This window comes from Mesorhizobium sp. WSM3864, from assembly GCF_002294955.1.
GTDB lineage: Bacteria > Pseudomonadota > Alphaproteobacteria > Rhizobiales > Rhizobiaceae > Mesorhizobium.
Window position 1 is genome coordinate 306468 of sequence record NZ_NSGD01000004.1, and the last position, 19185, is coordinate 325652.

General features: G+C 63.1%; 20 protein-coding genes, 1 tRNA gene and 1 pseudogene. 11 read left to right on the plus strand and 11 right to left on the minus strand.

The genetic code is table 11. The features are described 5' to 3' along the window. Positions 1 to 57: 57 nt before the first annotated feature. The gene (locus CK215_RS11835) at positions 58 to 252 is read right to left on the minus strand and encodes a DUF1192 domain-containing protein (protein WP_067002029.1); all 195 of its coding nucleotides are present in this window, start codon (positions 250 to 252) and stop codon (positions 58 to 60) included. Positions 253 to 361: 109 nt separating this feature from the next. Between CK215_RS11835 and CK215_RS11840 the strand changes: the two genes are divergently transcribed. The 3 genes from CK215_RS11840 to CK215_RS11850 all read left to right on the plus strand — a co-directional run bounded on the left by CK215_RS11840 (position 362) and on the right by CK215_RS11850 (position 2765). Continuing rightward, positions 362 to 1372 (plus strand): NAD(P)H-quinone oxidoreductase, encoded by a 1011-nt coding sequence (locus CK215_RS11840; RefSeq protein WP_095778208.1) that lies wholly within the window; start codon positions 362 to 364, stop codon positions 1370 to 1372. A gap of 296 nt (positions 1373 to 1668) precedes the next feature. After that, the gene (locus CK215_RS11845) at positions 1669 to 1809 is read left to right on the plus strand and encodes a DUF1127 domain-containing protein (RefSeq protein ID WP_095778147.1); all 141 of its coding nucleotides are present in this window, start codon (positions 1669 to 1671) and stop codon (positions 1807 to 1809) included. Between the two features lie 254 nt (positions 1810 to 2063). Further along, complete coding sequence (locus tag CK215_RS11850) at positions 2064 to 2765, plus strand: DUF1013 domain-containing protein (RefSeq protein ID WP_095778148.1); 702 nt, start codon at positions 2064 to 2066, stop codon at positions 2763 to 2765. A 65-nt stretch (positions 2766 to 2830) separates the two neighbouring features. Here CK215_RS11850 and CK215_RS11855 read toward each other — a convergent pair whose 3' ends face one another. Then, positions 2831 to 3550 (minus strand): YafY family protein, encoded by a 720-nt coding sequence (locus CK215_RS11855; protein WP_059189944.1) that lies wholly within the window; start codon positions 3548 to 3550, stop codon positions 2831 to 2833. A gap of 222 nt (positions 3551 to 3772) precedes the next feature. Then, positions 3773 to 3937, minus strand: a complete 165-nt coding sequence (locus CK215_RS11860) for a hypothetical protein (protein WP_082953649.1) — start codon at positions 3935 to 3937, stop codon at positions 3773 to 3775. Between the two features lie 184 nt (positions 3938 to 4121). Between CK215_RS11860 and CK215_RS11865 the strand changes: the two genes are divergently transcribed. Further along, positions 4122 to 4301 (plus strand): hypothetical protein, encoded by a 180-nt coding sequence (locus tag CK215_RS11865; protein ID WP_067002035.1) that lies wholly within the window; start codon positions 4122 to 4124, stop codon positions 4299 to 4301. 516 nt (positions 4302 to 4817) lie between these two features. Here the strand turns inward: CK215_RS11865 and CK215_RS11875 are convergent. The 5 genes from CK215_RS11875 to tkt form a co-directional block, all read right to left on the minus strand. Continuing rightward, the gene (locus CK215_RS11875) at positions 4818 to 5843 is read right to left on the minus strand and encodes a class I fructose-bisphosphate aldolase (protein ID WP_095831022.1); all 1026 of its coding nucleotides are present in this window, start codon (positions 5841 to 5843) and stop codon (positions 4818 to 4820) included. 125 nt (positions 5844 to 5968) lie between these two features. Next, positions 5969 to 7165 carry a phosphoglycerate kinase gene (locus tag CK215_RS11880; RefSeq protein WP_095831023.1) on the minus strand — a complete coding sequence of 399 codons (1197 nt, stop codon included), beginning with the start codon at positions 7163 to 7165 and terminating at the stop codon, positions 5969 to 5971. 102 nt (positions 7166 to 7267) lie between these two features. After that, on the minus strand, positions 7268 to 9157 hold the full coding sequence (locus CK215_RS11885) for a potassium/proton antiporter (protein WP_095831024.1): 1890 nt from the start codon (positions 9155 to 9157) through the stop codon (positions 7268 to 7270). A 167-nt stretch (positions 9158 to 9324) separates the two neighbouring features. Continuing rightward, positions 9325 to 10335, minus strand: coding sequence for a type I glyceraldehyde-3-phosphate dehydrogenase (gene gap / locus CK215_RS11890; RefSeq protein WP_067002042.1), 1011 nt, complete (start codon positions 10333 to 10335; stop codon positions 9325 to 9327). A gap of 207 nt (positions 10336 to 10542) precedes the next feature. Continuing rightward, complete coding sequence (tkt, locus tag CK215_RS11895) at positions 10543 to 12534, minus strand: transketolase (RefSeq protein ID WP_095831025.1); 1992 nt, start codon at positions 12532 to 12534, stop codon at positions 10543 to 10545. Positions 12535 to 12794: 260 nt separating this feature from the next. Between tkt and CK215_RS11900 the strand changes: the two genes are divergently transcribed. The 3 genes from CK215_RS11900 (at position 12795) to CK215_RS11910 (ending at position 14288) form a co-directional block, all read left to right on the plus strand. Continuing rightward, positions 12795 to 13067 (plus strand): DUF4164 domain-containing protein, encoded by a 273-nt coding sequence (locus CK215_RS11900; protein WP_040973690.1) that lies wholly within the window; start codon positions 12795 to 12797, stop codon positions 13065 to 13067. A gap of 4 nt (positions 13068 to 13071) precedes the next feature. Beyond that, a complete protein-coding gene (locus CK215_RS11905; protein ID WP_067002048.1) occupies positions 13072 to 13437 on the plus strand; it encodes a cell division protein ZapA in 366 nt (121 codons plus the stop codon). Positions 13438 to 13628: 191 nt separating this feature from the next. Continuing rightward, a complete protein-coding gene (locus tag CK215_RS11910; protein WP_095782509.1) occupies positions 13629 to 14288 on the plus strand; it encodes a peroxiredoxin in 660 nt (219 codons plus the stop codon). A 300-nt stretch (positions 14289 to 14588) separates the two neighbouring features. Here CK215_RS11910 and CK215_RS11915 read toward each other — a convergent pair whose 3' ends face one another. From CK215_RS11915 to CK215_RS11925, 3 genes are all read right to left on the minus strand, one after another. Further along, positions 14589 to 14906, minus strand: coding sequence for a hypothetical protein (locus CK215_RS11915; RefSeq protein WP_197504270.1), 318 nt, complete (start codon positions 14904 to 14906; stop codon positions 14589 to 14591). Positions 14907 to 15150: 244 nt separating this feature from the next. Then, on the minus strand, positions 15151 to 16062 hold the full coding sequence (gene rpoH, locus CK215_RS11920) for an RNA polymerase sigma factor RpoH (protein ID WP_067002056.1): 912 nt from the start codon (positions 16060 to 16062) through the stop codon (positions 15151 to 15153). A gap of 209 nt (positions 16063 to 16271) precedes the next feature. After that, complete coding sequence (locus CK215_RS11925; RefSeq protein ID WP_245418664.1) at positions 16272 to 17264, minus strand: RluA family pseudouridine synthase; 993 nt, start codon at positions 17262 to 17264, stop codon at positions 16272 to 16274. Between the two features lie 114 nt (positions 17265 to 17378). On the opposite strand from CK215_RS11925, the gene CK215_RS11930 reads away from it, so the two are divergent. The 4 genes and pseudogenes from CK215_RS11930 (at position 17379) to CK215_RS11945 (ending at position 18948) form a co-directional block, all read left to right on the plus strand. Then, positions 17379 to 17762, plus strand: coding sequence for a fimbrial protein (locus CK215_RS11930; RefSeq protein WP_095831027.1), 384 nt, complete (start codon positions 17379 to 17381; stop codon positions 17760 to 17762). Continuing rightward, a pseudogene (locus tag CK215_RS11935) lies at positions 17759 to 18173 on the plus strand (VOC family protein). Before CK215_RS11930 ends, CK215_RS11935 begins: the two are co-directional and overlap by 4 nt. A gap of 85 nt (positions 18174 to 18258) precedes the next feature. Then, positions 18259 to 18333, plus strand: a tRNA-Glu gene (locus CK215_RS11940). 132 nt (positions 18334 to 18465) lie between these two features. Beyond that, positions 18466 to 18948, plus strand: coding sequence for a pyridoxamine 5'-phosphate oxidase family protein (locus CK215_RS11945; RefSeq protein ID WP_067002065.1), 483 nt, complete (start codon positions 18466 to 18468; stop codon positions 18946 to 18948). The last annotated feature ends 237 nt before the right edge of the window (positions 18949 to 19185 follow it).

A 19185-nucleotide genomic window follows, 5' to 3' on the forward strand; every position in this document is an offset into this window, starting at 1 on the left:
TGCAGCTCTGGCAGTCGCTTTCAGGCTTTTCCGGGGCGGCTGGCCATGCAGCCAGGATTATCCGCGGCGAAACAGTGCCTCGGCGGCGGATTTGGTGGCGCCCCTGGCGGCCCGCTCAGCTTCCAGCCTCGCGATCTCTTCGCGCAGCAGGTCAATGCGCTCGGACAAATCATCGACAGACAGCAGCGACAGATCCTGTCCGATCTCGTGTGGGCGGGGCTTCTTCCTGGGTTCGTCGTCGAAGATCGCCATCGTCGCTTCTCCCTGATTTCACCATTTGCCTGATTTGGTAATGAGCATACATAGGGCAGGGATGCCGATGCAAACAGCCGGCCAGCGGCATGAGGAAACGGGACAATTCATGGCAAGCGGACAGCATATTCCGGCAAAGATGACGGCGATCGCAATCTCGCAGCCTGGCGGTCCCAGGGTGCTGAAGCCGGAGACGCGCGACGTGCCCACGCCCGGCCCCGGCGAGGTCCTCATCCGCGTGCACGCGGCCGGCGTGAACAGGCCCGACGTGCAGCAGCGCAAAGGCGCCTACCCGCCGCCGCCCGGCGCCTCGGACCTGCCCGGGCTCGAGGCGGCCGGTGAGATCGCGGCGCTCGGTGACGAGATATCGCGCTGGCGCACCGGCGACCGGGTCTGCGCGCTGACGCCGGGCGGCGGCTATGCCGAATATGTCAAGGTCCACGCCGGCAGCGTGCTGCCGATCCCGGCGGGCTTTACCTATTCCGAGGCCGCGGCCGTGCCGGAGAACTACTTCACCGTCTGGCACAACGTGTTCGAGCGCGGCGGGCTGAAGAAAGGCGAGACGGTGCTTGTCCATGGCGGCTCGTCCGGCATCGGCACGACGGCCATACAGCTCGCCTCGGCATTTGGTGCCTATGTCATCACCACCGCCGGCAGCAAGGAGAAGTGCGAGGCCTGTCTTAGGCTCGGCGCCGACCGGGCGATCAATTATCGCCAGCAGGACTTCGTTGCCGAGGTCAAGGACGCAACCGGCGGCCGGGGCGCCGACGTCATCCTCGACATGGTGGGCGGCGACTATGTGGCGCGCAACTACGATGCGGCGGCGGTCGAAGGACGCATCGTCCAGATCGCCGTACAGGCCGGTGCGGTCGCCAGCACCGACTTCGCAAAGCTCATGGTCAAACGCCTTGTCCATACCGGCTCGACGCTTCGGCCGCGCACTGTCGAATTCAAGGCAGCCATCGCGGCGGCGCTCGAGGCTCAGGTCTGGCCGCTGCTCGGCACCCGCAAGGTCGCTCCGGTCATGGACATGATCTTCCCGCTGACGGAGGCCTGGCGGGCGCATGAGCGGATGGAGGAGGGCGAGCATATCGGCAAGATCGTCCTCGACGTCGGCTAGGATGCGCCCGATATAGGTGAGGCCGGCCTGCAAGCAATTTGTGTCCTGCGCTTCCGCTGCTCACGTACTTTAAGTACGTTCCGCTCCGGTTTGCGGACCAACCGTTTTGGGCTTGGCCTGACCTGAATCCTCGACGCATCCTGGGCGCTCGGATCCCTGGCGAGAGACTGAACAAAGGCCTAATGCTGCAATGCACAAAATGCATTGCCGCCATGCAAAAGAGTCCGTTCAATTCGTAGGCAAGGGTGCCTATTTACGCGGCATCGAACAACTGATCCCATGAATGGAGGACTGAAATGAACCCGATCCGCGCTTTCCGCAACTGGCGCCTCTACAATGAGACCGTGCGTGAGCTGAACAAGCTGAACGCCCGCCAGCTGAACGACCTCGGCATCAACCGCGCCGATATCGAGCGTATCGCCCGCCAGGCTCTTTGATTTGAAGCGCGACCGGCCGCAAGGCCGGGCCGCAGTCTCGAAGCCAGAGCCGTCGCAGACGCTTGCTCGTCTCCGGTTCCGAACCCGCTGGACTCCGTCCAGCGGGTTTTGTCTTTTTGGGTCCCGGCTGCTCCCTTCCCAAAAACATTGCGAAATCGTGACGGAGCGTTTATACAGGCCGCGAATTTCCCATTTTGGTGGCTCTAAAACCACCGCCCGCGCGGGAACGCGGGCGAACGAGAAGGATTTTTGATATGGCCAATACGCTGCTGATGCCCAAGGCCACCGCCGTCTGGCTGGTCGACAACACCGCGCTCTCCTTCGAGCAGATCGCGCAGTTCTGCGGGCTGCATCCGCTGGAGGTCAAGGCGATCGCGGACGGCGAGTCGGCGCAGGGCATCAAGGGCATGGACCCGATCATGACCGGCCAGCTCACCCGCGACGAGATCGCGCGCGGCGAGAAGGATCCGAACCGTCGGCTGAAACTCTCGGACCCCAAGGTGCGGGTGCCGGAATCGAAGCGCAAGGGCCCGCGCTACACGCCGCTGTCGAAGCGCCAGGACCGGCCGAACGCCATCCTCTGGCTGGTACGCAATCATCCCGAGCTCAAGGACGCGCAGATCGCGCGGCTGGTCGGCACGACCAAGTCGACGATCGAGCAGATTCGGGAGCGCCGGCATTGGAACTCGGCCAATCTGCAGCCGATGGATCCGGTGACGCTGGGCCTGACCTCGCAGATCGACCTCGACATGGAAGTCAACCGCGCCTCGCGAGGCCGCGAGCAGGCACAGCCGGTCGCCGGCGACACGCTGCTGCCGGCGGCGCTGACCGAAAGGCTGACGCCGGCTCCGGAGAAGCCGAAGGACGAGGATCAGGAGCTCGACGCCAATGCCGTGTTCGCCAAGCTTTCGGCGCTGAAGTCGAAGGACAAGAAAGAAGACGGGGAAGAGGAGTAAGGTCTCCCAGCCCGACAAAAAAGCCCGCTTCGCGCGGGCTTTTTTGTCGGCGGTGCCTGGGGAGGTCAGGTCCGCGCCGCTCGGTCGGGCGCCATGCCGTAATCCTCGCTGCGTTCCACGGCGCGATAGAAGTCGGCGAGCTGCTTGCCGCGCTCCGGCTTGTAGATACGCCCGGCAATCACCACCGAAGCGATGCGGTCGATGCGGAAGGCGCGAAAATCGTCGCGCATCTCGCACCAGGCCACCAGGGTCCAGACCTTGCCCCAGAACCAGAGGCCCAGCGGCCGAATGTCGCGCGCCGTGCCGCGCCCGGCTTCGTCCGAGTAGTCGATGGTGAGCACCTGTCGCTTCTCGATGGCGCGCTCGATGAGGTCGATCGCCTCGCGCGCGGCATCGCTCACCACCCACATCGGCGTGTGGATCTCGGTGCGGGCGATGCGGTCCTTTTCCGTGTCGGGCAGCACCGCACCGATCTTGACCAGCGCCTCGTCGGCGGCCCTTGCCATCGCCGCGCCGCCAAAGGCGCGCACCATGCGGGCGCCGGCAACCAGCGCCACGATCTCGTCACGCGTGAACATCAGCGGCGGAAGGTCGAAACCCTCCCTCATCATGTAGCCGACACCCGCCTCGCCGTCGATCGGCACCCCGGTCGACTGCAAGTCGGCTATATCGCGGTAGATGGTCCGCTCGGACACCTCGAGCCACGTCCCGAGCTTCTGTGCGGTGACCAGTCTGCCTCCGCGCAGATGCTGCACGATCTGGAAAAGCCTGTCGGCGCGGCGCATCGTTTGACCCCTTGGCTTCGGTTCTACGCATGCCGCGGTCCCAAAACCGGTTCCCGCAGGTTCGAGGCTGCTTCAATAACGCAAGCCTCCTGACAACATAGTGTCAGGAGGCTGCAGCCACTCCACCACCGGACAACGGCGTCTTTCCTGAAACCCAGCGTTTCAACCGACATTACATCTGGGCGCGGCATGGCCGCTATCCAAGTCATGCGCCGAAAAATTTCAGTTCTCACGCACGCGGCCGTTATAAAGGTCCGGCCAACCGATGTCCTTGCGAATGTCCGCCGGCAAAGTGTTCAGGAAACGCTGGGTCCGGATCTCGTTCCGCACGGTGCGGATCTTGCCGACATAGTGCTGCACGCTACGCAGGATGGTAAAACCGTTCATGACCGAGCTCCTCTTTTTGACAAGAGGAGTATCTCACACCCCTGCTGACAGCAGTCTGTCAGCAGGGGTGTGAGGTAGCCGAAGCCGGCGCCAGAACGATCAGCGCGGTCCCAGGGCGCCCCTTTGTTTGTCAGGAGCGATGCGGTGGCGAAAGCGCCAAGAACCGCTTTGACAGCCGCCGAAGATGCTGGTCAAAGGCGGCATGACGAAACTGCTCGCCCTTGTCATCATCGGCATCATGCTCATCCAAATCATCAAGCCGCTCGGCTGGCCGGGGCTGAAGCGCCGCAGCGATTTCTGGAAGCTGGCGCTGCTTGCAATGGCCGCAATCTCGCTGGCGGCCGTGCTTGGTCATTGGGCTTGAGGCACGTCGATATCAGGTGGGGACGGCCTGCGAAGGGCGGCGCTTCCGGCGAACGAGGCCAGTCACTCGCAGCAGTCTGAGCGGTCCCTGCCTTGACCTGGTATTCGTCGTGGAGCCGCACCCCAGTCGGTCAAGCCGTGAAAGAGGCCGGTCTCGTTGCGGCCCTTCGGCGTCAGGTCGAGCTAGTGACAGGCGCCGATCAGCCATCGCCGCCGCGGGCGCGCGAGATGAAGGTGAGGAAGATGTCGCCGGTTTCGTCGCGCTGCATGGCCATCTCAAGTCCTTTCCTGGCACGGACGTTCGACATCGGCGCGACCCGACAGGGCCGTCGCTGTTTCCATGCCCAGCCAAGAGTGCGGCCGGCAGAAACAAAACCCGGGCCTTGGCCTGGCCGGGCCTTGGACCGGGTTTCAGCGCCTTAGGGAAAGCTCAAAGCGCGTCGACGCGCTTCAAGCCGTTGTTGATGCATGTCGTTGCCCCAGAACCGCTGCACACTTCTGGCGACATGCATTGCTATCAGGCGGCCTTTTCCAGCGCCGGCTGCCATTGTCCGAGCGCCGCCAGATGATTCATGTGGGCGCGATGGATGAAGGCAGCCTGGCCGGCGGCGACGTTCGACGCCTTGCCGCTCCAGGCCTTCTGCGCGGCCGCCTGCAGGGCGCGGCCGTAGGAGAAGGAGAGCTTCCACGGATGCGGGCCGATGACATTGATGGCGTTAAGGTTGGCCGTCGCTTCCTCGTCGTCCTGGCCGCCCGACAGGAAGGCAATGCCGGGCACCGCCACGGGCACGGTTTCGCGAAACAGCTTGATCGTCTTCTGGGCGACCGCTTCGGGACTGTCCTTCTTGCCCGATTTCTTGCCGGAGATGACCATGTTCGGCTTGAGGATAGTGCCTTCGAGCACCACGCGTGCGGCATAAAGCTCGCCATAGAGCTTCAGCAGGGTCGCCTTGCTCACCTCGTAGCAGGTGTCGATCGAGTGGGCGCCGTCCATCAGCACTTCCGGCTCGACGATCGGCACGATGCCTGCCTCCTGGCAGAGCGCGGCGTAGCGTGCCAGCGCATGCGCGTTGGAGGCGATCGAGGTGGCTGACGGCACGCCCTTGGCGGTGTCGATGTCGATCACCGCGCGCCATTTGGCGAACCGGGCGCCGAGCTTATAGTAGTCCGCCAGCCGCTCGCGCAGGCCATCGAGACCCTCGGTGATGGTGTCGCCGGGAAAGCCGGCGAGAGGCTTGGCGCCGACATCGACCTTGATGCCCGGAATGGCGCCGGCGGCCTTGATGATGTCGACCAGCGGCGTGCCGTCGGCAGCCTTCTGGCGAATGGTCTCGTCATAGAGGATGACGCCGGAAATATACTTGGTCATCGCCTCCTTGGCGCGGAACATCATCTCGCGATAGTCGCGCCGATTGTCGGTGGTCGATTCGACGCCGATCACGTCGAAGCGCTTCTTGATGGTGCCGGAGCTCTCATCGGCGGCCAAAAGGCCCTTGCCATCCGCCACGATCGCGGCGGCAATGTCTTCGAGACGTTCGCTCATGGTGCTCTCCTAAGGTGCGTTTCATTCCGCGCTAGCAGAACACTACCGCCAAAGGAATGACGCCGAAAAGCTCGAATCGATTGAAAGTCTCGATAGCTGCGTCCGCTCGGAAAGTGTTGAATGACTCAGCGCTTCAGCACCTCGACGCCCGGCAGAGGCTTGCCTTCCATCCATTCGAGGAAGGCGCCGCCGGCGGTGGAGACATAGGTGAAGTCGTCGGCGACGCCGGCATGGTTGAGCGCGGCTACCGTGTCGCCGCCGCCGGCGACCGAGACCAGCTTGCCTTCCTTTGTGCGGGCTGCCGCATGCTTTGCCGCAGCCACCGTGGCGCGGTCGAAGGGTTCGATCTCGAATGCACCGAGCGGGCCGTTCCAGACCAGCGTGGCAGCGCGGTCGATCCAATCGGTGACGCTCTTCACGGTTTTCTCGCCGACATCGAGGATCATGCCGTCTGCGGGCACGTCGGAGATGGCGACGGTTTGGCTGGCGGCACCCGCCTTGAATTCCTTCGCCACGACGCCGTCGGCGGGCAGAATGATGGCGCAGCCGGCTTCGGCCGCCTCGATCATGATCTGCTTGGCGGTGGAGGCCAGGTCATGCTCGCAGAGCGATTTGCCGACATCGGTACCCCGCGCGGCGAGAAAGGTGTTGGCCATGCCGCCGCCGATGACCAGCGCGTCGACCTTCTTCACCAGGTTCATCAAAAGATCGATCTTGGTCGAGACCTTGGCGCCGCCGACGATGGCCACGACGGGCCGCACCGGATTGCCGAGACCTTGTTCCAACGCGTCGAGCTCGGCCTGCATGGTGCGGCCGGCATAGGCCGGCAGGCGGTGCGCCAGGCCTTCGGTCGACGCATGCGCGCGGTGCGCGGCGGAAAAGGCGTCGTTGATGTAGATGTCGCCATTGGCGGCGAGCTTTTCGGTGAAGGCCTGATCGTTCTTCTCCTCGGCCTTGTGGAAGCGGGTGTTTTCCAAAAGCAGGACGTCGCCATCCTTCATGGCGGCAACCGCGTCGGCGGCCTTGTCGCCGATGCAGTCGGAGGCGAAGCCGACCGGGCGGCCGAGCACTTCCGCCGTGGCGCGAGCGATCGGCTCCAGCGAGAATTCGGCCGACGGGCCGTCCTTCGGACGACCGAAATGCGCGAGCAGTATCACCCTGGCGCCTTTGCCGGAGAGCTCGGAAATGGTCGGTGCGATGCGCTCGATGCGGGTGGCGTCCGTCACCTTGCCGTCGGCGACGGGAACGTTGAGGTCGACGCGCACCAGGACGCGCTTGCCGCCAACGGCGCCGATATCGTCGAGTGTCTTGAAGCCGGCCATGGTCGTCCTTTCCGCCAAAAACGCGGCGACCTTACCCGCCACCGGGCACGATGCAAGGCCTGGGCCGCACAGCGCGTGCAAAAATGATGTCGTTGTGTGACGTCAGCTCTCGCTGGCTGATTTTGGCGCTCTGGGCTTGGACGTCGTCATTTCGTCCGGCTCGCTTTGAGGAACCTTGCTTGGCGCTGGTTTGCGCCAGCCGCGGATAAAGGCGGCGATGCGGTCGGCGATCTCGCCGGCGCTCAGGAAAACCGGCACGCGCGCCACCGGCGCGGTCGGCTCGAAGGACAGGCCAAGCCCGGTGATCCGGCCCTTCTCGTCGACATCGCGTACGATCAGCTCGATCGGGCCGATCATCACACGGTCGGCATATTCGGCCTGGCCGCCGAGCCGCTCGGTGACCAGCGCCGCGACGGTGAGCTTCTGTTCGGCCTCGGTGAGGCCGGGCCCATAGGCGGCTTCGAGCTCGGCGGCGGAGCGGGCCGGATCGACGGCAAAGGCGCCAAAGAAGTCGGCATCCTCGGGGTCGACGACGGCGCGGCTGGCGAAGAGCTTGTCGAGCAGGCGCGGATAGCGGTCCGGCACGAAGATGTAGACCTGATCGCCGGCGGCGAGCCGGCCCATGTCCTGGAACCGCATGGAGCGGCCGTCGCGCAGCACCAGCGAAGGCCTTGCCCAGCGCGGGATGCGCTCGCCGCGCGCCACCGGACTACCGGGAGCGACACGATAGGCGAGCAGCTCGTGGTGGGCCGAGCCCGGCAGCTCGAGCTCGACCTTGTCGAGCGGTCCAAGCCGTGCCGGCACGATGAGGCCGAGGCGGCGCGCCAGCGGACCGACGGTCCAACCCTGCACCACCAGCGAGACCAGCACGATGATGAAGGCGACATTGAAGATGAGGCGACCGTTGGCGAGGCCGCCGAGCAGTGGCGTGATGGCAAGCAGGATCGAAACGGCGCCGCGCAACCCGACCCAGGAGACGAAGGCGACCTCCGGACGCGGCAGGCGGAACGGGATCAGGCAGAGCCAGACGGCCAAGGGCCGCGCCACGAAGATCAGGAACAGCCCGAGCAGGATCGCCGGCAGCAGGATCGCAGGGAATTGCGAGGGCGTGGCAAACAGGCCGAGGATCAAAAACATGATTATCTGCGCCAGCCACGACATGCCGTCCTGGAAACGCTTCAGGATGGTGACGGCGCGAATGTCGGAATTGCCGGCGACGAGGCCGGCGAGATAGACCGCAAGGAAGCCCGAGCCGCCGACGGCGCCGGCCGCGGCGAACACCATCAGCGACAGCGTCAGCACGAAGATCGGCAGCAGGCCGTGGTCGAGGTTCAGCCGCTCGACGAGGCGCACGATCGCCAAGCCGCCGAGCACGCCTATGACGGCGCCGAGTCCCATGTTGATGAAGAAGCCGATCACCAAACTGGTGGCGAGAACGTTTGCCTCCGGGTTGGCATGCGCGGCGATGATCTCGACCAAAGTGATGGTGAGGAAGATGGCGATCGGATCATTGGTGCCGGATTCAACCTCAAGCGTCGAACGGACGCGCTCGCGCAAATGGATCTCCCCGGCGCGCAGCAGGAAGAACACCGCCGCTGCGTCGGTCGAGGCGACGGCGGCGCCGAGCAGCGAGGATTCCAGCCAGCTGAGATTGAGGAGGTAGTAGGCGGCGACCCCGAAAATGCCGGTGGTCAGGAGGACGCCGACGGTGGCCAGCGACAGCGCCGGCCCGGCCGCCTGGCGCAAGGCGTTGAGCGGCGTGCCGAAACCGGAATCGAACAGGATAATGGCCAAAGCCAACGAGCCGGCGAAGTAAGCCAGCCGCGCATTGTCGAATTCGATGCCAAGGCCGTCGACGCCGGTGGCAAGGCCTATGCAGAGGAAGAGGAGCAGCAGGGGTGCGCCGAAGCGGAAGGCGATCAGGCTCGAAAAGGCGGCGGCGACAACAAGCGCTGTGCCGACCAGCGTCACGAGATAGATCGCATGCTCCATCCGGAATTGCCCCTCAAATCCGCGTCCCTCCCGCTTTACGGCAGAGTGGGGCGAAGACATGACCAGTGCAAGGCGGCAGCGTGGCTTTTTTGCCCCATGCCGCTGCGTCGAACGAAAACGCCCGGCCGAAGCCGGGCGTTTCACACGATCAAAAAGGAAGCCTGAGGTCAGGCGATGGTCTTGCCGAAGGCGACAGCCGTGTCGCCCATGCGGTTCGAGAAGCCCCATTCGTTGTCGTACCAGGAGAGCACCGAGACGAAGTTGCCGTCCATGACCTTGGTCTGGTCGAGCGCCGCGATCGAGGAGTGCGGATCGTGGTTGAAATCGATCGAGACGTTCGGGTGATGGGTGACCGAGAGCACGCCCTTCAGCTTGCCCTTGGAGGCGGCGATCAGCGCTTCGTTGATCTCCTGCGCGGTGGTCGAGCGCTTGGCGATGAATTTGAAATCGACGACCGAGACGTTCGGGGTCGGCACGCGGATGGAGATGCCGTCGAGCTTGCCCTTGAGGTCGGGCAGCACCAGACCGATCGCCTTGGCGGCACCGGTCGAGGTCGGGATCTGCGACAGCGCCGCGGCGCGGGCCCGGTAAAGGTCCTTGTGCATGGTGTCCAGCGTCGGCTGGTCGCCGGTGTAGGAGTGGATCGTCGTCATCATGCCCTTCTCGATGCCGACGGTCTCGTGCAGCACGGCGGCAAGCGGGGCCAGGCAGTTGGTGGTGCAGGACGCGTTGGAGATGACGACGTGGTCCTTGGTCAGCTTGTCGTGGTTGATGCCGTAGACGACCGTGAGATCGGCGCCTTCGGCCGGGGCCGAGACGATGACGCGCTTGGCGCCGGCTGTCAGATGCGCGGCAGCCTTGTCGCGCGCAGTGAAGATACCGGTGCATTCGAGCGCGATGTCGATGCCGAGATCCTTCCAGGGCAGCTGGGTCGGATCCTTGATGGCGGTGACCTTGAACTTTTCCTTGCCGACGGAGATCTGGTCGCCGTCGACCGTCACTTCATGCGGGAAGCGGCCATGCACGCTGTCGTAGCGGAGCAGATGCGCGTTGGTCTCGACCGGCCCGAGGTCGTTGACGGCAACGACGTCGATGTCCTTGCGGCCGGATTCATGAATGGCGCGCAGGATGTTGCGGCCGATGCGGCCAAATCCGTTGATGGCAACTCTGACGGTCATGTTTCTCTCCCTGGGGGCTGGAAAGTGGATGGGTCCGCTGCTTCATAGCGGCGGGCGTGCAAAGAATCCAGCCGCAGAAGCCGGAATTTAAATCGATTAGGTTGGTCCAGTCCGGCGACTTCCTTTGAATGGGCTTCGCCGGACGGGGCGTTGCTTTTTATGCATGCCGCTCGAGATCGCTGCGCGCTTTGAGCGACATGCGATGGATCAATTACCGTGCAGGCGCGCCTCCACGGCCTTCGCGGCGGCCTCGGCGGTGATGCCGAAATGCGGATAGAGCTGCTCGATCGAGCCGGAGGCGCCGAAGCCGGTCATGCCGACGAAGATGCCGTCGATACCGATCAGGTGGTCCCAGCCCTGGCGGATGCCGGCCTCGATAGCGACCTTCACCTTGGCGTTGCCGATGGTCTTCCTGCGATAGTCCTCCTCCTGCTGGTCGAACAGCTCGAAGCAGGGCACCGATACGACGCGGGTCGGATGGCCGTGTTTTTCGAGCAACTCGCGGGCGCCAAGGGCGACCTCGACCTCCGAGCCCGTGGCGAAGATCGTCACGGCCGCCTCGCCGTTTGCCGCGGCAAGCTCATAGGCGCCCGAGGCGCTGAGGTTCTTCTCGCTGTGTTCGCTGCGCACGGTCGGCAGGTTCTGGCGGGTCAGCGCGAGCGTCGAAGGCGTCTTTTCGGACTCCAGCGCCAGCTGCCAACATTCCGCCGTCTCGACCGCGTCGGCCGGGCGGAAGACGTTGTGGTTCGGAATGGCGCGTAGTGCGGCCAGATGCTCGACCGGCTGGTGGGTCGGGCCGTCCTCGCCGAGGCCGATCGAGTCATGGGTCATGACGAAGATCGAGCGGATGCCCATCAGCGAGGCAAGGCGCATCGACGGGCGGGCATAGTCCGAAAAACACAAGAAGGTGCCGCCATAGGCGATCAGGCCGCCATGCAGCGTCAACCCGTTGATGGCCGCCGCCATGCCGTGCTCGCGGATGCCGTAATGAACATAGCGCTGGCCGTAGTCGTCCGGAGTGATGTTCTTGGTCTGGCTGGTCTTGGTGTTGTTGGAGCCGGTGAGGTCGGCCGAGCCGCCGATGGTTTCGGGAACAGCGCCGTTGATCACTTCCAGCGCCATTTCCGAGGACTTGCGGGTGGCCACCTTCGGCTTGTCGGCCGAAAGCTTCTTCTTGTACTCGGCGATGACGGCGTCGAAATTGTCCGGCAGCTTGCCGGCGAGGCGGCGCTCGAATTCGCCCTTCAGCTTGGCGTCGGCCTTGGCAAGGCGGCCTTCCCAATCGGCGCGCGCCTTGGCGCCGGCGGTGCCGACGCCGCGCCAGGCGTCGAGGATGTCGGCCGGAATCTCGAAGGGCGGCGATTCCCAGTTGAAGAATTTGCGGGCGCCGGCGATTTCGTCGGCGCCGAGCGGCGAGCCATGCGCCTTGTTGGTGCCGGCCTTGGTTGGGGCGCCGAAGCCGATGGTCGTCTTGCAGGCGATCATCGTCGGCTTGTCGGAATGGCGGGCGGCTTCGATGGCGTAGGCGATGGCTTCCGGATCGGTGCCGTCGATGTGGCTGGCGTTCCAGCCGCTGGCCTGGAAGCGGGCGACCTGGTCGGTGTTGTCGGCGAGCGAGACCGGGCCGTCGATCGAGATGTTGTTGTTGTCCCAGAAGACGATCAGCTTGTTGAGCTTGAGATGGCCCGCGAGCGCGATGGCTTCCTGGGAGACGCCTTCCATCAAGCAGCCGTCACCGGCCAGCACATAGGTGTAGTGGTCGACCAGGTCGTCGCCGAAGGCGGCGTTCATGATGCGCTCGCCGAGCGCGAAGCCGACCGAGTTGGCGAGGCCCTGGCCGAGCGGACCGGTGGTGGTCTCGATGCCGGCGGCATGGCCGTATTCGGGATGGCCGGCGGTCTTCGATCCTAGTTGGCGGAAGTTCTTGATCTGGTCGATCGTCATGTCCTCATAGCCGGTGAGGTACAGGAGCGAATAGAGCAGCATCGAGCCGTGACCGGCCGACAGGATGAAACGGTCGCGATCGGCCCAGTGCGGGGCCCTGGCGTCGAATTTCAGGAAGCGGGTGAACAGCACCGTAGCGATGTCGGCGCAGCCCATGGGCAGGCCGGGGTGGCCGGAATTGGCCTTCTCGACGGCGTCCATGGAAAGAAAACGGATCGCATTGGCCATCCGATCATGTTGTTCACGCGAGGTCATGCTTCCTCCGGAATAGGGGTTGGAGCCTTGGGAGAGCCCGTGGAAAGGGTGCGCGACACATAGCAGGCGCGGCCTTCGAGTCAACAAATCGGTGCTTTTTTGCCGGCCTTGTGAAGGCGCCGGCGACGCTACATTAGCGTTAGCGGGGGACAGTCGCGAGAGCTTTATTGACGCGCGCTTCACCCGGCGCCTAATCTTTCCGAGATAACGCGTTCTGAACGCGAGCGATTCGGTGACGGGCAGGGCATAGGACGAAGGCCATGACCGGGGAAACGACCCTCAAGGAAGTCATCGCCAGGCTAGGCAAAGCCATGGAGGGACTGGAAAACGCCGTGGCGGCGCGGCTCGAGCATGAGCGCGACTATTCCGAAGCCGAGGCCGAGGTGCAGCGCATGAACGCCGACCGCTCGCGGCTGGCGCAGGAGCTCGACAATTCCGAGGCGCGCGCCGAACGGCTGGAAGACGCCAACAAGGAAGTGTCGCGCCGGCTGGTGACCGCCATGGAAACCATTCGCGCGGTACTGGACAGGTAAGCCAATGGCACAGGTCACCGTTTCCATCGACGGCAAGCAGTACAGGATGGCTTGCGACGAGGGCCAGGAAGAGCATCTGATCGACCTCGCCGAGCGCTTCGACCGGTATGTCATGCATTTGAAGGATTCGTTCGGCGAGATCGGCGACCAGCGGCTGACAGTCATGGCCGGCATCATGGTGATGGATGAGCTTTCGGAGCTCAACAAGCGGGTCAAGGGCATGGAGAGCGAGGTGCTGACGCTGCGCAAGACGCGCGACGAGGCGCTGACCAAGGCCGACAAGAGCGACAGCGTGCTGACGACCGCGCTCGCGGCACTTGCGCAGCGCATGGAAGACCTTGCGACGACGCTGGCGGTGAAGAAGGCTTAAGCCCGCCAATCCCCTGCGTCCACTATGGAAATTCTGCTGTCTTTTCCAGGAAAAGCAGAAATTTTTCCGTCGTTCCGATCACGCTTGCAGACACAAGCCTTTTGAACCGTTCCTTCCGGCGGTATAGAAGCTGACGCGCGCCGCTGGGGTTGGCCCATGCCGGCGCCATGTTACAGGGTAGGGAGCCCGCGATGAGCCTTCGTATCAACGATATCGCGCCGGATTTCACGGCCGAGACCACGCAAGGGACGATCAATTTCCATCAATGGATCGGTGACGGCTGGGCAGTGCTCTTCAGCCATCCGAAGAACTTCACGCCGGTTTGCACGACCGAGCTCGGCACGATGGCCGGGCTCGAGGGCGAATTCAAAAAGCGAAACGTCAAGATCATCGGCATTTCCGTCGATCCGGTGTCGAGCCACGACAAATGGCAGGCCGACATCAAGACAGCTACCGGCCAGACGGTGAACTATCCGCTGATCGGCGACAGGGACCTCGCCGTCGCCAAGCTTTACGAGATGCTGCCGGCGGGCGCCGGCGAGAGCTCTGAAGGCCGCACGCCGGCCGACAACGCCACGGTGCGCTCGGTCTACGTCATCGGCCCGGACAAGAAGATCAAGCTGGTGCTGACCTATCCGATGACCACCGGCCGCAACTTCGATGAGATCCTGCGCGTCATCGATTCCATCCAACTGACGGCCAAGCACCAGGTCGCGACGCCGGCAAACTGGAAGCAGGGCGAGGACGTGATCATCACCGCCGCCGTCTCCAACGAGGACGCGATCAAGCGCTTCGGCGCCTACGAGACGGTGCTGCCGTATCTGAGGAAGACCAAGCAGCCCTCGGCGTGAGCTTTTTACCTTCTCCCCGTTCAACGGGGAGAAGGTGCCCGAAGGGCGGATGAGGGGCGGCGCGGCGATCGATAGATGAGCGCCAAGCTGCTCGGAGATTTTTGCTGAGCAATCAACCTTGCAGCGTCGGCGCTGCCCCTCATTGTCCTGCCGGACATTTCTCCCCGTATCGTGACGGGGAGAAAGGGCTTGTTTCGCCGCCTTCGCCAATCGCAGACGTTGGAACGTATGGTCGGACCGCAAAAGTGCGAAGCCGGAGGTCGACGAGTTAATATACCAATTCTGACTGCTCGCGTACGATCAACGCGTCGATGAAGGGTCGTCTGAAAACTTTTTGTTTGGGTAATAGCGCTTCTTCTGCCGTTTTAGCTGATAGAACAGTGTTCCGTGTATACCATTAACTTCGGTTTTTCTTTGTAAACCTCTACTTAAACTTTCTTGAACCTGCTTCGCCCTTTTGCTCCCAACGCGCTTAAAGAAATCCTCAATGAACTCAATATCCTGACCATTCGGAAAAATTAACTCAAAATCTTCATCTGAAACTGCATAGATATTGTACGCGGTGTTGTCGGCGCCATCGATTAACTGAACATTTTTCATTGACGCATCGCTCTGCACATGTGTCTGCTCGTTCAGAGCGCTAAATTTCCTACGCCGATACCTGTCGTAATACGGATAGCAACATTTGCCAAGGCTTTGGCGGTGCAACTCGCAAACGTGCCAAATTCTCTTCTTGTCTTGGCGGGAAGACATTTGCATCTGCCTTTGCGAAGCTTGCCAAATCGCAGGTGTTGCAACGTTAAAAAACGGCGGCGCCAGACGCTGGCGCCGCCGTTTTGTCTTTGCGTAATGCCTCGAGCTTTTACGCCGCCGGCTGCGCTTCGATGGTGCGCAGCGCCTGATTTTGACGCTTGGCCGCGGCCTTGACCGCGTCCTGCACCTTCTCGAAGGCGCGCACCTCGATCTGGCGCACGCGCTCGCGGCTGATGTCGAACTCGGCCGACAGCTCTTCCAGCGTCAGCGGCTCTTCGGCCAGACGACGCGCCTCGAAGATGCGCCGCTCGCGGTCGTTGAGCACGGACAGTGCGCCCGACAGCATCGAGCGCCGGTTTTCCAGCTCGTCCTGCTCGATCAGCATCTCCTCCTGGCTTTCGTGGTCGTCGACCAGCCAGTCCTGCCATTCGCCGGACTCACCTTCGCTCGCCCTGATGGGGGCATTGAGCGAAGCGTCGCCCGACAGGCGACGGTTCATCGATACCACTTCGGCCTCGGAAACGTTGAGACGCGTGGCGATCTCGGCGATCTGGTCGGGCTTGAGGTCGCCGTCGTCGAGCGCCTGGATCCGGCCCTTCACCTTGCGCAGGTTGAAGAACAGGCGCTTCTGGTTGGCGGTGGTGCCCATCTTGACCAGGCTCCACGAGCGCAGGATGTATTCCTGGATCGAGGCCTTGATCCACCACATAGCGTAGGTGGCGAGCCGGAAGCCGCGCTCCGGTTCGAATTTCTTGACAGCCTGCATGAGGCCGACATTGCCTTCCGAGATCACCTCGCCGATCGGCAGGCCGTAGCCGCGATAGCCCATGGCAATCTTGGCGACGAGCCGCAAATGGCTGGTGACGAGCTTGTGCGCGGCGGAAGTGTCCTGATGCTCGGCATAACGCTTGGCGAGCATGTACTCTTCCTGGGGCTGAAGCATCGGAAAGCGACGGATTTCTTCCAGGTAGCGGGCGAGACCGCCTTCACCGGAAACGATACTGGGTAGTGACTGGGCCATGATAGCGCCCCCTCTCTATTGGAGTGATGCCCCCGTAACGCGGCGGGCATGTGACGCGAATGCCAATCGGCTCACTCGCGCAACTGCTGTATATAGGAACAAAACCAGAAAGGACAGGCATTTGTTCAACACGAAACAGTGTGTCACGCTGAAGTGAACAACGCCAGTCAGGTTTTTTGATGGCTGGTTTGAAGCGTCTTGATGGCGGTTCAGAGCATTCGAAAGCCGCCGACAAGTTCCTCCATGTCCCTCGGCATCGGCGCCTCGAACCGCATCGGTAGATGGGTGGTCGGGTGTCGGAATTCAAGGAGCCAGGCATGGAGCGCCTGTCTGGAAAATGCCTTGACCTCGCCTTTCAGCGGTTCCGGCAGCCGGTTGGCCTTGGTGCGGAAGGCCTGGCCGTACTCCGGATCGCCGACCAACGGATGACCGATATGCGCCATATGTACCCTGATCTGGTGCGTGCGGCCGGTCTCGAGGCGGCATTCGATCAGACTTGCGGTGGTGAATTCCTTCTGCCGCCCGCCGAAACGCTCGACGACGGTGAAATGGGTGACGGCATGCCGGGCGTCGTCCCGGCCTTCGGGAACCACCGCGCGCCGTACCCGATCGGCGGCGCGGCCGAGCGCGGCCTCGACGGTGCCGGTCGGCCGCTGCGGAATGCCCCAGACCAGCGCCAGATAGGCGCGTTCGAGGTCGCCCGTCCGGCCATGATCGGCGAAGGCCTCAGACAGTGCCTTGTGGGCGCGGTCGGTCTTGGCCACCACCATGACGCCGCTGGTTTCCTTGTCCAGCCGGTGGACGATGCCCGGTCGCCTGACGCCGCCGATGCCGGAAAGACTGTCGCCGCAATGATGGATCAGCGCGTTGACCAGTGTGCCGGTCCAGTTGCCGGCGCCGGGATGCACAACCAGCCCCGCCGGCTTGTTGACGACGATCAGCTCGTCGTCCTCGTAAAGGATGTCGAGAGGAATGGCCTCGCCTTGTGGCTCGGCAGGCTCCGGCTGCGGCATGATGACCGCGACACGCTCGCCCGGCGCCATCTTGCGCTTTGCCTCCTCGACCGGCTTGCCGGCGATCGTAACCGCACCCTGCTTGATGAGGGCCTGCACGCGGCTGCGTGAGATCTCCGGGCCGAGCTGGGCGGTGAGCCACTGGTCGAGGCGCTTGCCTGCGGCATCGGCGCCGGCTGCCAGCTCCACCGCTCCATCCAACTCATCGCCCGGCAATTCATCCTGTCTCAAAATCGGGGCCCTATCAAAATCGAGGTCTCTTCGCTATGAGCGCTCATCGAAACCGTTGCGGATTGTTTAGTCATGGCCCGGCCGATCGCCGAAGAAGATGAGGAGAAGCCGCTCGACCCTGCGGCCGAAAAAGTGCGCCGGAAGCTCATCCGCTTCATGATCGTCAATCTCGGTCTTCTGTTCCTCGCCCTTATGGTGGTGATCGGAGCCCTTGTCTACAAAGCCCGCAATGCGCCCGGCGCCGGATCGGTGCATGCCGACGATGTCCAGGCTCGGGCCGGCGCGCCCCTCTCCGGCGATATCGTGCTGCCGGTCGGCGCCAAGGTGGTCAGCCAGGCACTGTCCGGCAACCGCCTGTCGATCGATGCCGAGCTCGCCGACGGCAGCCGTTCCATCTTTCTCTACGACATTGCCGAGCGCCGCGTCATCGGCCAGTTCGCGATTCGCAACAAATGAGCGGCTTTGCCGATAACCGCAGCATTGCGACCGTGGCGCTCGTCGTCGAAAACTATGACGAGGCGATAGCCTGGTATGTCGAGCGGCTTGGCTTCGTGCTGAGCGAGGATGTCGACCTCGGCGGCGGCAAGCGCTGGGTGACGGTCACGCCGGCAAACAGGCAGGGCGCGCGGCTGCTCTTGGCGGCAGCCTCCGGCGAGAGGCAGGCAAGCCGCATCGGTGAACCAGACCGGCGGCCGGGTGTTTCTTTTTCTCGAAACCGACGACTTCGCCCGCGACCATCAGGCGATGCTTGGCAGGGGCGTCGAATTCCGCGAGGCGCCGCGCTTCGAGCCCTATGGCACGGTGGCGGTGTTTGCCGATCTCTACGGCAATCTCTGGGATCTGATCGAGCCGAAACGGCAGGGTTGACGAGGGCAGTCCGCAAAGTCCGCGAACAGTCCGAAACCCCAGTTGCTTTTTTCCGGCCTTCATCCTATGTAGCCGGTTCTTGAGCGCGCCCATCGTCTAGCGGTCAGGACACCGCCCTCTCACGGCGGGAACAGGGGTTCGATTCCCCTTGGGCGTACCATGGATTCCAATAATTTAGCTGCTTTGAACGACGACGCGTCGAATAGCGATCGAGAAGCCTTAGCCAGGCAATGCGCGAAGGAACACACAGCACCGTCGGCCGTTTGCCTTTCTTTCAGTGAAAGGATGAGACATGCCGACACCCGCTGAGCTCGAAGCGAAATTCTGGAAAGCACTGAAATCTGACATGACGATGATGATCGGCCTCGACGGCTCCAACATCATCCCTCGGCCCATGACGGCACAACTGGAGAAGGACGATACCGGTCCGATCTGGTTTTTCACGGCGAAAGACACGGAGCTTCCGATGGGCCTTTCCGGCGGCGACCAGGCAACGGCCACGTTCGTCTCCAAGGGACATGACCTCTTCGCAACGGTGCAGGGCAAGCTTCGCGTCGACAATGATCGGGCTGTGATCGATCGGCTCTGGAACCCCTATGTCGAAGCATGGTTCGAGGGCGGCAAAGACGATCCGAAACTCACGCTGTTGCGCTTCGATCCGGACCGAGCCGAAATCTGGCTCGATGCGTCGAGCGTGGTTTCGGGCATCAAGATGCTGCTCGGATATGACCCGAAGCAGGAATACAAGGATAATGTCGCCAAGGTCGACCTTTAGGGGCCGGTCGCGACAGGCTGTCGACCGCGTAATTTCTGCTTGATTCTCGGTTGATGCGGCAAAGGCCTCCAGCCTGGAATGCAACCACGCATCCACTCTATGGGCTCGCGACCAGAATGAACCGCGCCAGTTTGCGGCGGCAATGCGTTACGCACCGGGATGGAAGATAGGCGCACGAATCCGCCACTGGCGCGCGCCTGGCGTTATACTCGACGTTATCGGAGCGGCGCTTTTTTG

Bases quoted from the DNA above. Each gene is read 5' to 3' on its own strand.
- CK215_RS11835 (WP_067002029.1), bottom strand. From the start codon at position 252: ATGGCGATCTTCGACGACGAACCCAGGAAGAAGCCCCGCCCACACGAG.
- CK215_RS11840 (WP_095778208.1), top strand. From the start codon at position 362: ATGGCAAGCGGACAGCATATTCCGGCAAAGATGACGGCGATCGCAATC.
- CK215_RS11845 (WP_095778147.1), top strand. From the start codon at position 1,669: ATGAACCCGATCCGCGCTTTCCGCAACTGGCGCCTCTACAATGAGACC.
- CK215_RS11850 (WP_095778148.1), top strand. From the start codon at position 2,064: ATGGCCAATACGCTGCTGATGCCCAAGGCCACCGCCGTCTGGCTGGTC.
- CK215_RS11855 (WP_059189944.1), bottom strand. From the start codon at position 3,550: ATGCGCCGCGCCGACAGGCTTTTCCAGATCGTGCAGCATCTGCGCGGA.
- CK215_RS11860 (WP_082953649.1), bottom strand. From the start codon at position 3,937: ATGAACGGTTTTACCATCCTGCGTAGCGTGCAGCACTATGTCGGCAAG.
- CK215_RS11865 (WP_067002035.1), top strand. From the start codon at position 4,122: ATGCTGGTCAAAGGCGGCATGACGAAACTGCTCGCCCTTGTCATCATC.
- CK215_RS11875 (WP_095831022.1), bottom strand. From the start codon at position 5,843: ATGAGCGAACGTCTCGAAGACATTGCCGCCGCGATCGTGGCGGATGGC.
- CK215_RS11880 (WP_095831023.1), bottom strand. From the start codon at position 7,165: ATGGCCGGCTTCAAGACACTCGACGATATCGGCGCCGTTGGCGGCAAG.
- CK215_RS11885 (WP_095831024.1), bottom strand. From the start codon at position 9,157: ATGGAGCATGCGATCTATCTCGTGACGCTGGTCGGCACAGCGCTTGTT.
- gap (WP_067002042.1), bottom strand. From the start codon at position 10,335: ATGACCGTCAGAGTTGCCATCAACGGATTTGGCCGCATCGGCCGCAAC.
- tkt (WP_095831025.1), bottom strand. From the start codon at position 12,534: ATGACCTCGCGTGAACAACATGATCGGATGGCCAATGCGATCCGTTTT.
- CK215_RS11900 (WP_040973690.1), top strand. From the start codon at position 12,795: ATGACCGGGGAAACGACCCTCAAGGAAGTCATCGCCAGGCTAGGCAAA.
- CK215_RS11905 (WP_067002048.1), top strand. From the start codon at position 13,072: ATGGCACAGGTCACCGTTTCCATCGACGGCAAGCAGTACAGGATGGCT.
- CK215_RS11910 (WP_095782509.1), top strand. From the start codon at position 13,629: ATGAGCCTTCGTATCAACGATATCGCGCCGGATTTCACGGCCGAGACC.
- rpoH (WP_067002056.1), bottom strand. From the start codon at position 16,062: ATGGCCCAGTCACTACCCAGTATCGTTTCCGGTGAAGGCGGTCTCGCC.
- CK215_RS11930 (WP_095831027.1), top strand. From the start codon at position 17,379: ATGGCCCGGCCGATCGCCGAAGAAGATGAGGAGAAGCCGCTCGACCCT.
- CK215_RS11945 (WP_067002065.1), top strand. From the start codon at position 18,466: ATGCCGACACCCGCTGAGCTCGAAGCGAAATTCTGGAAAGCACTGAAA.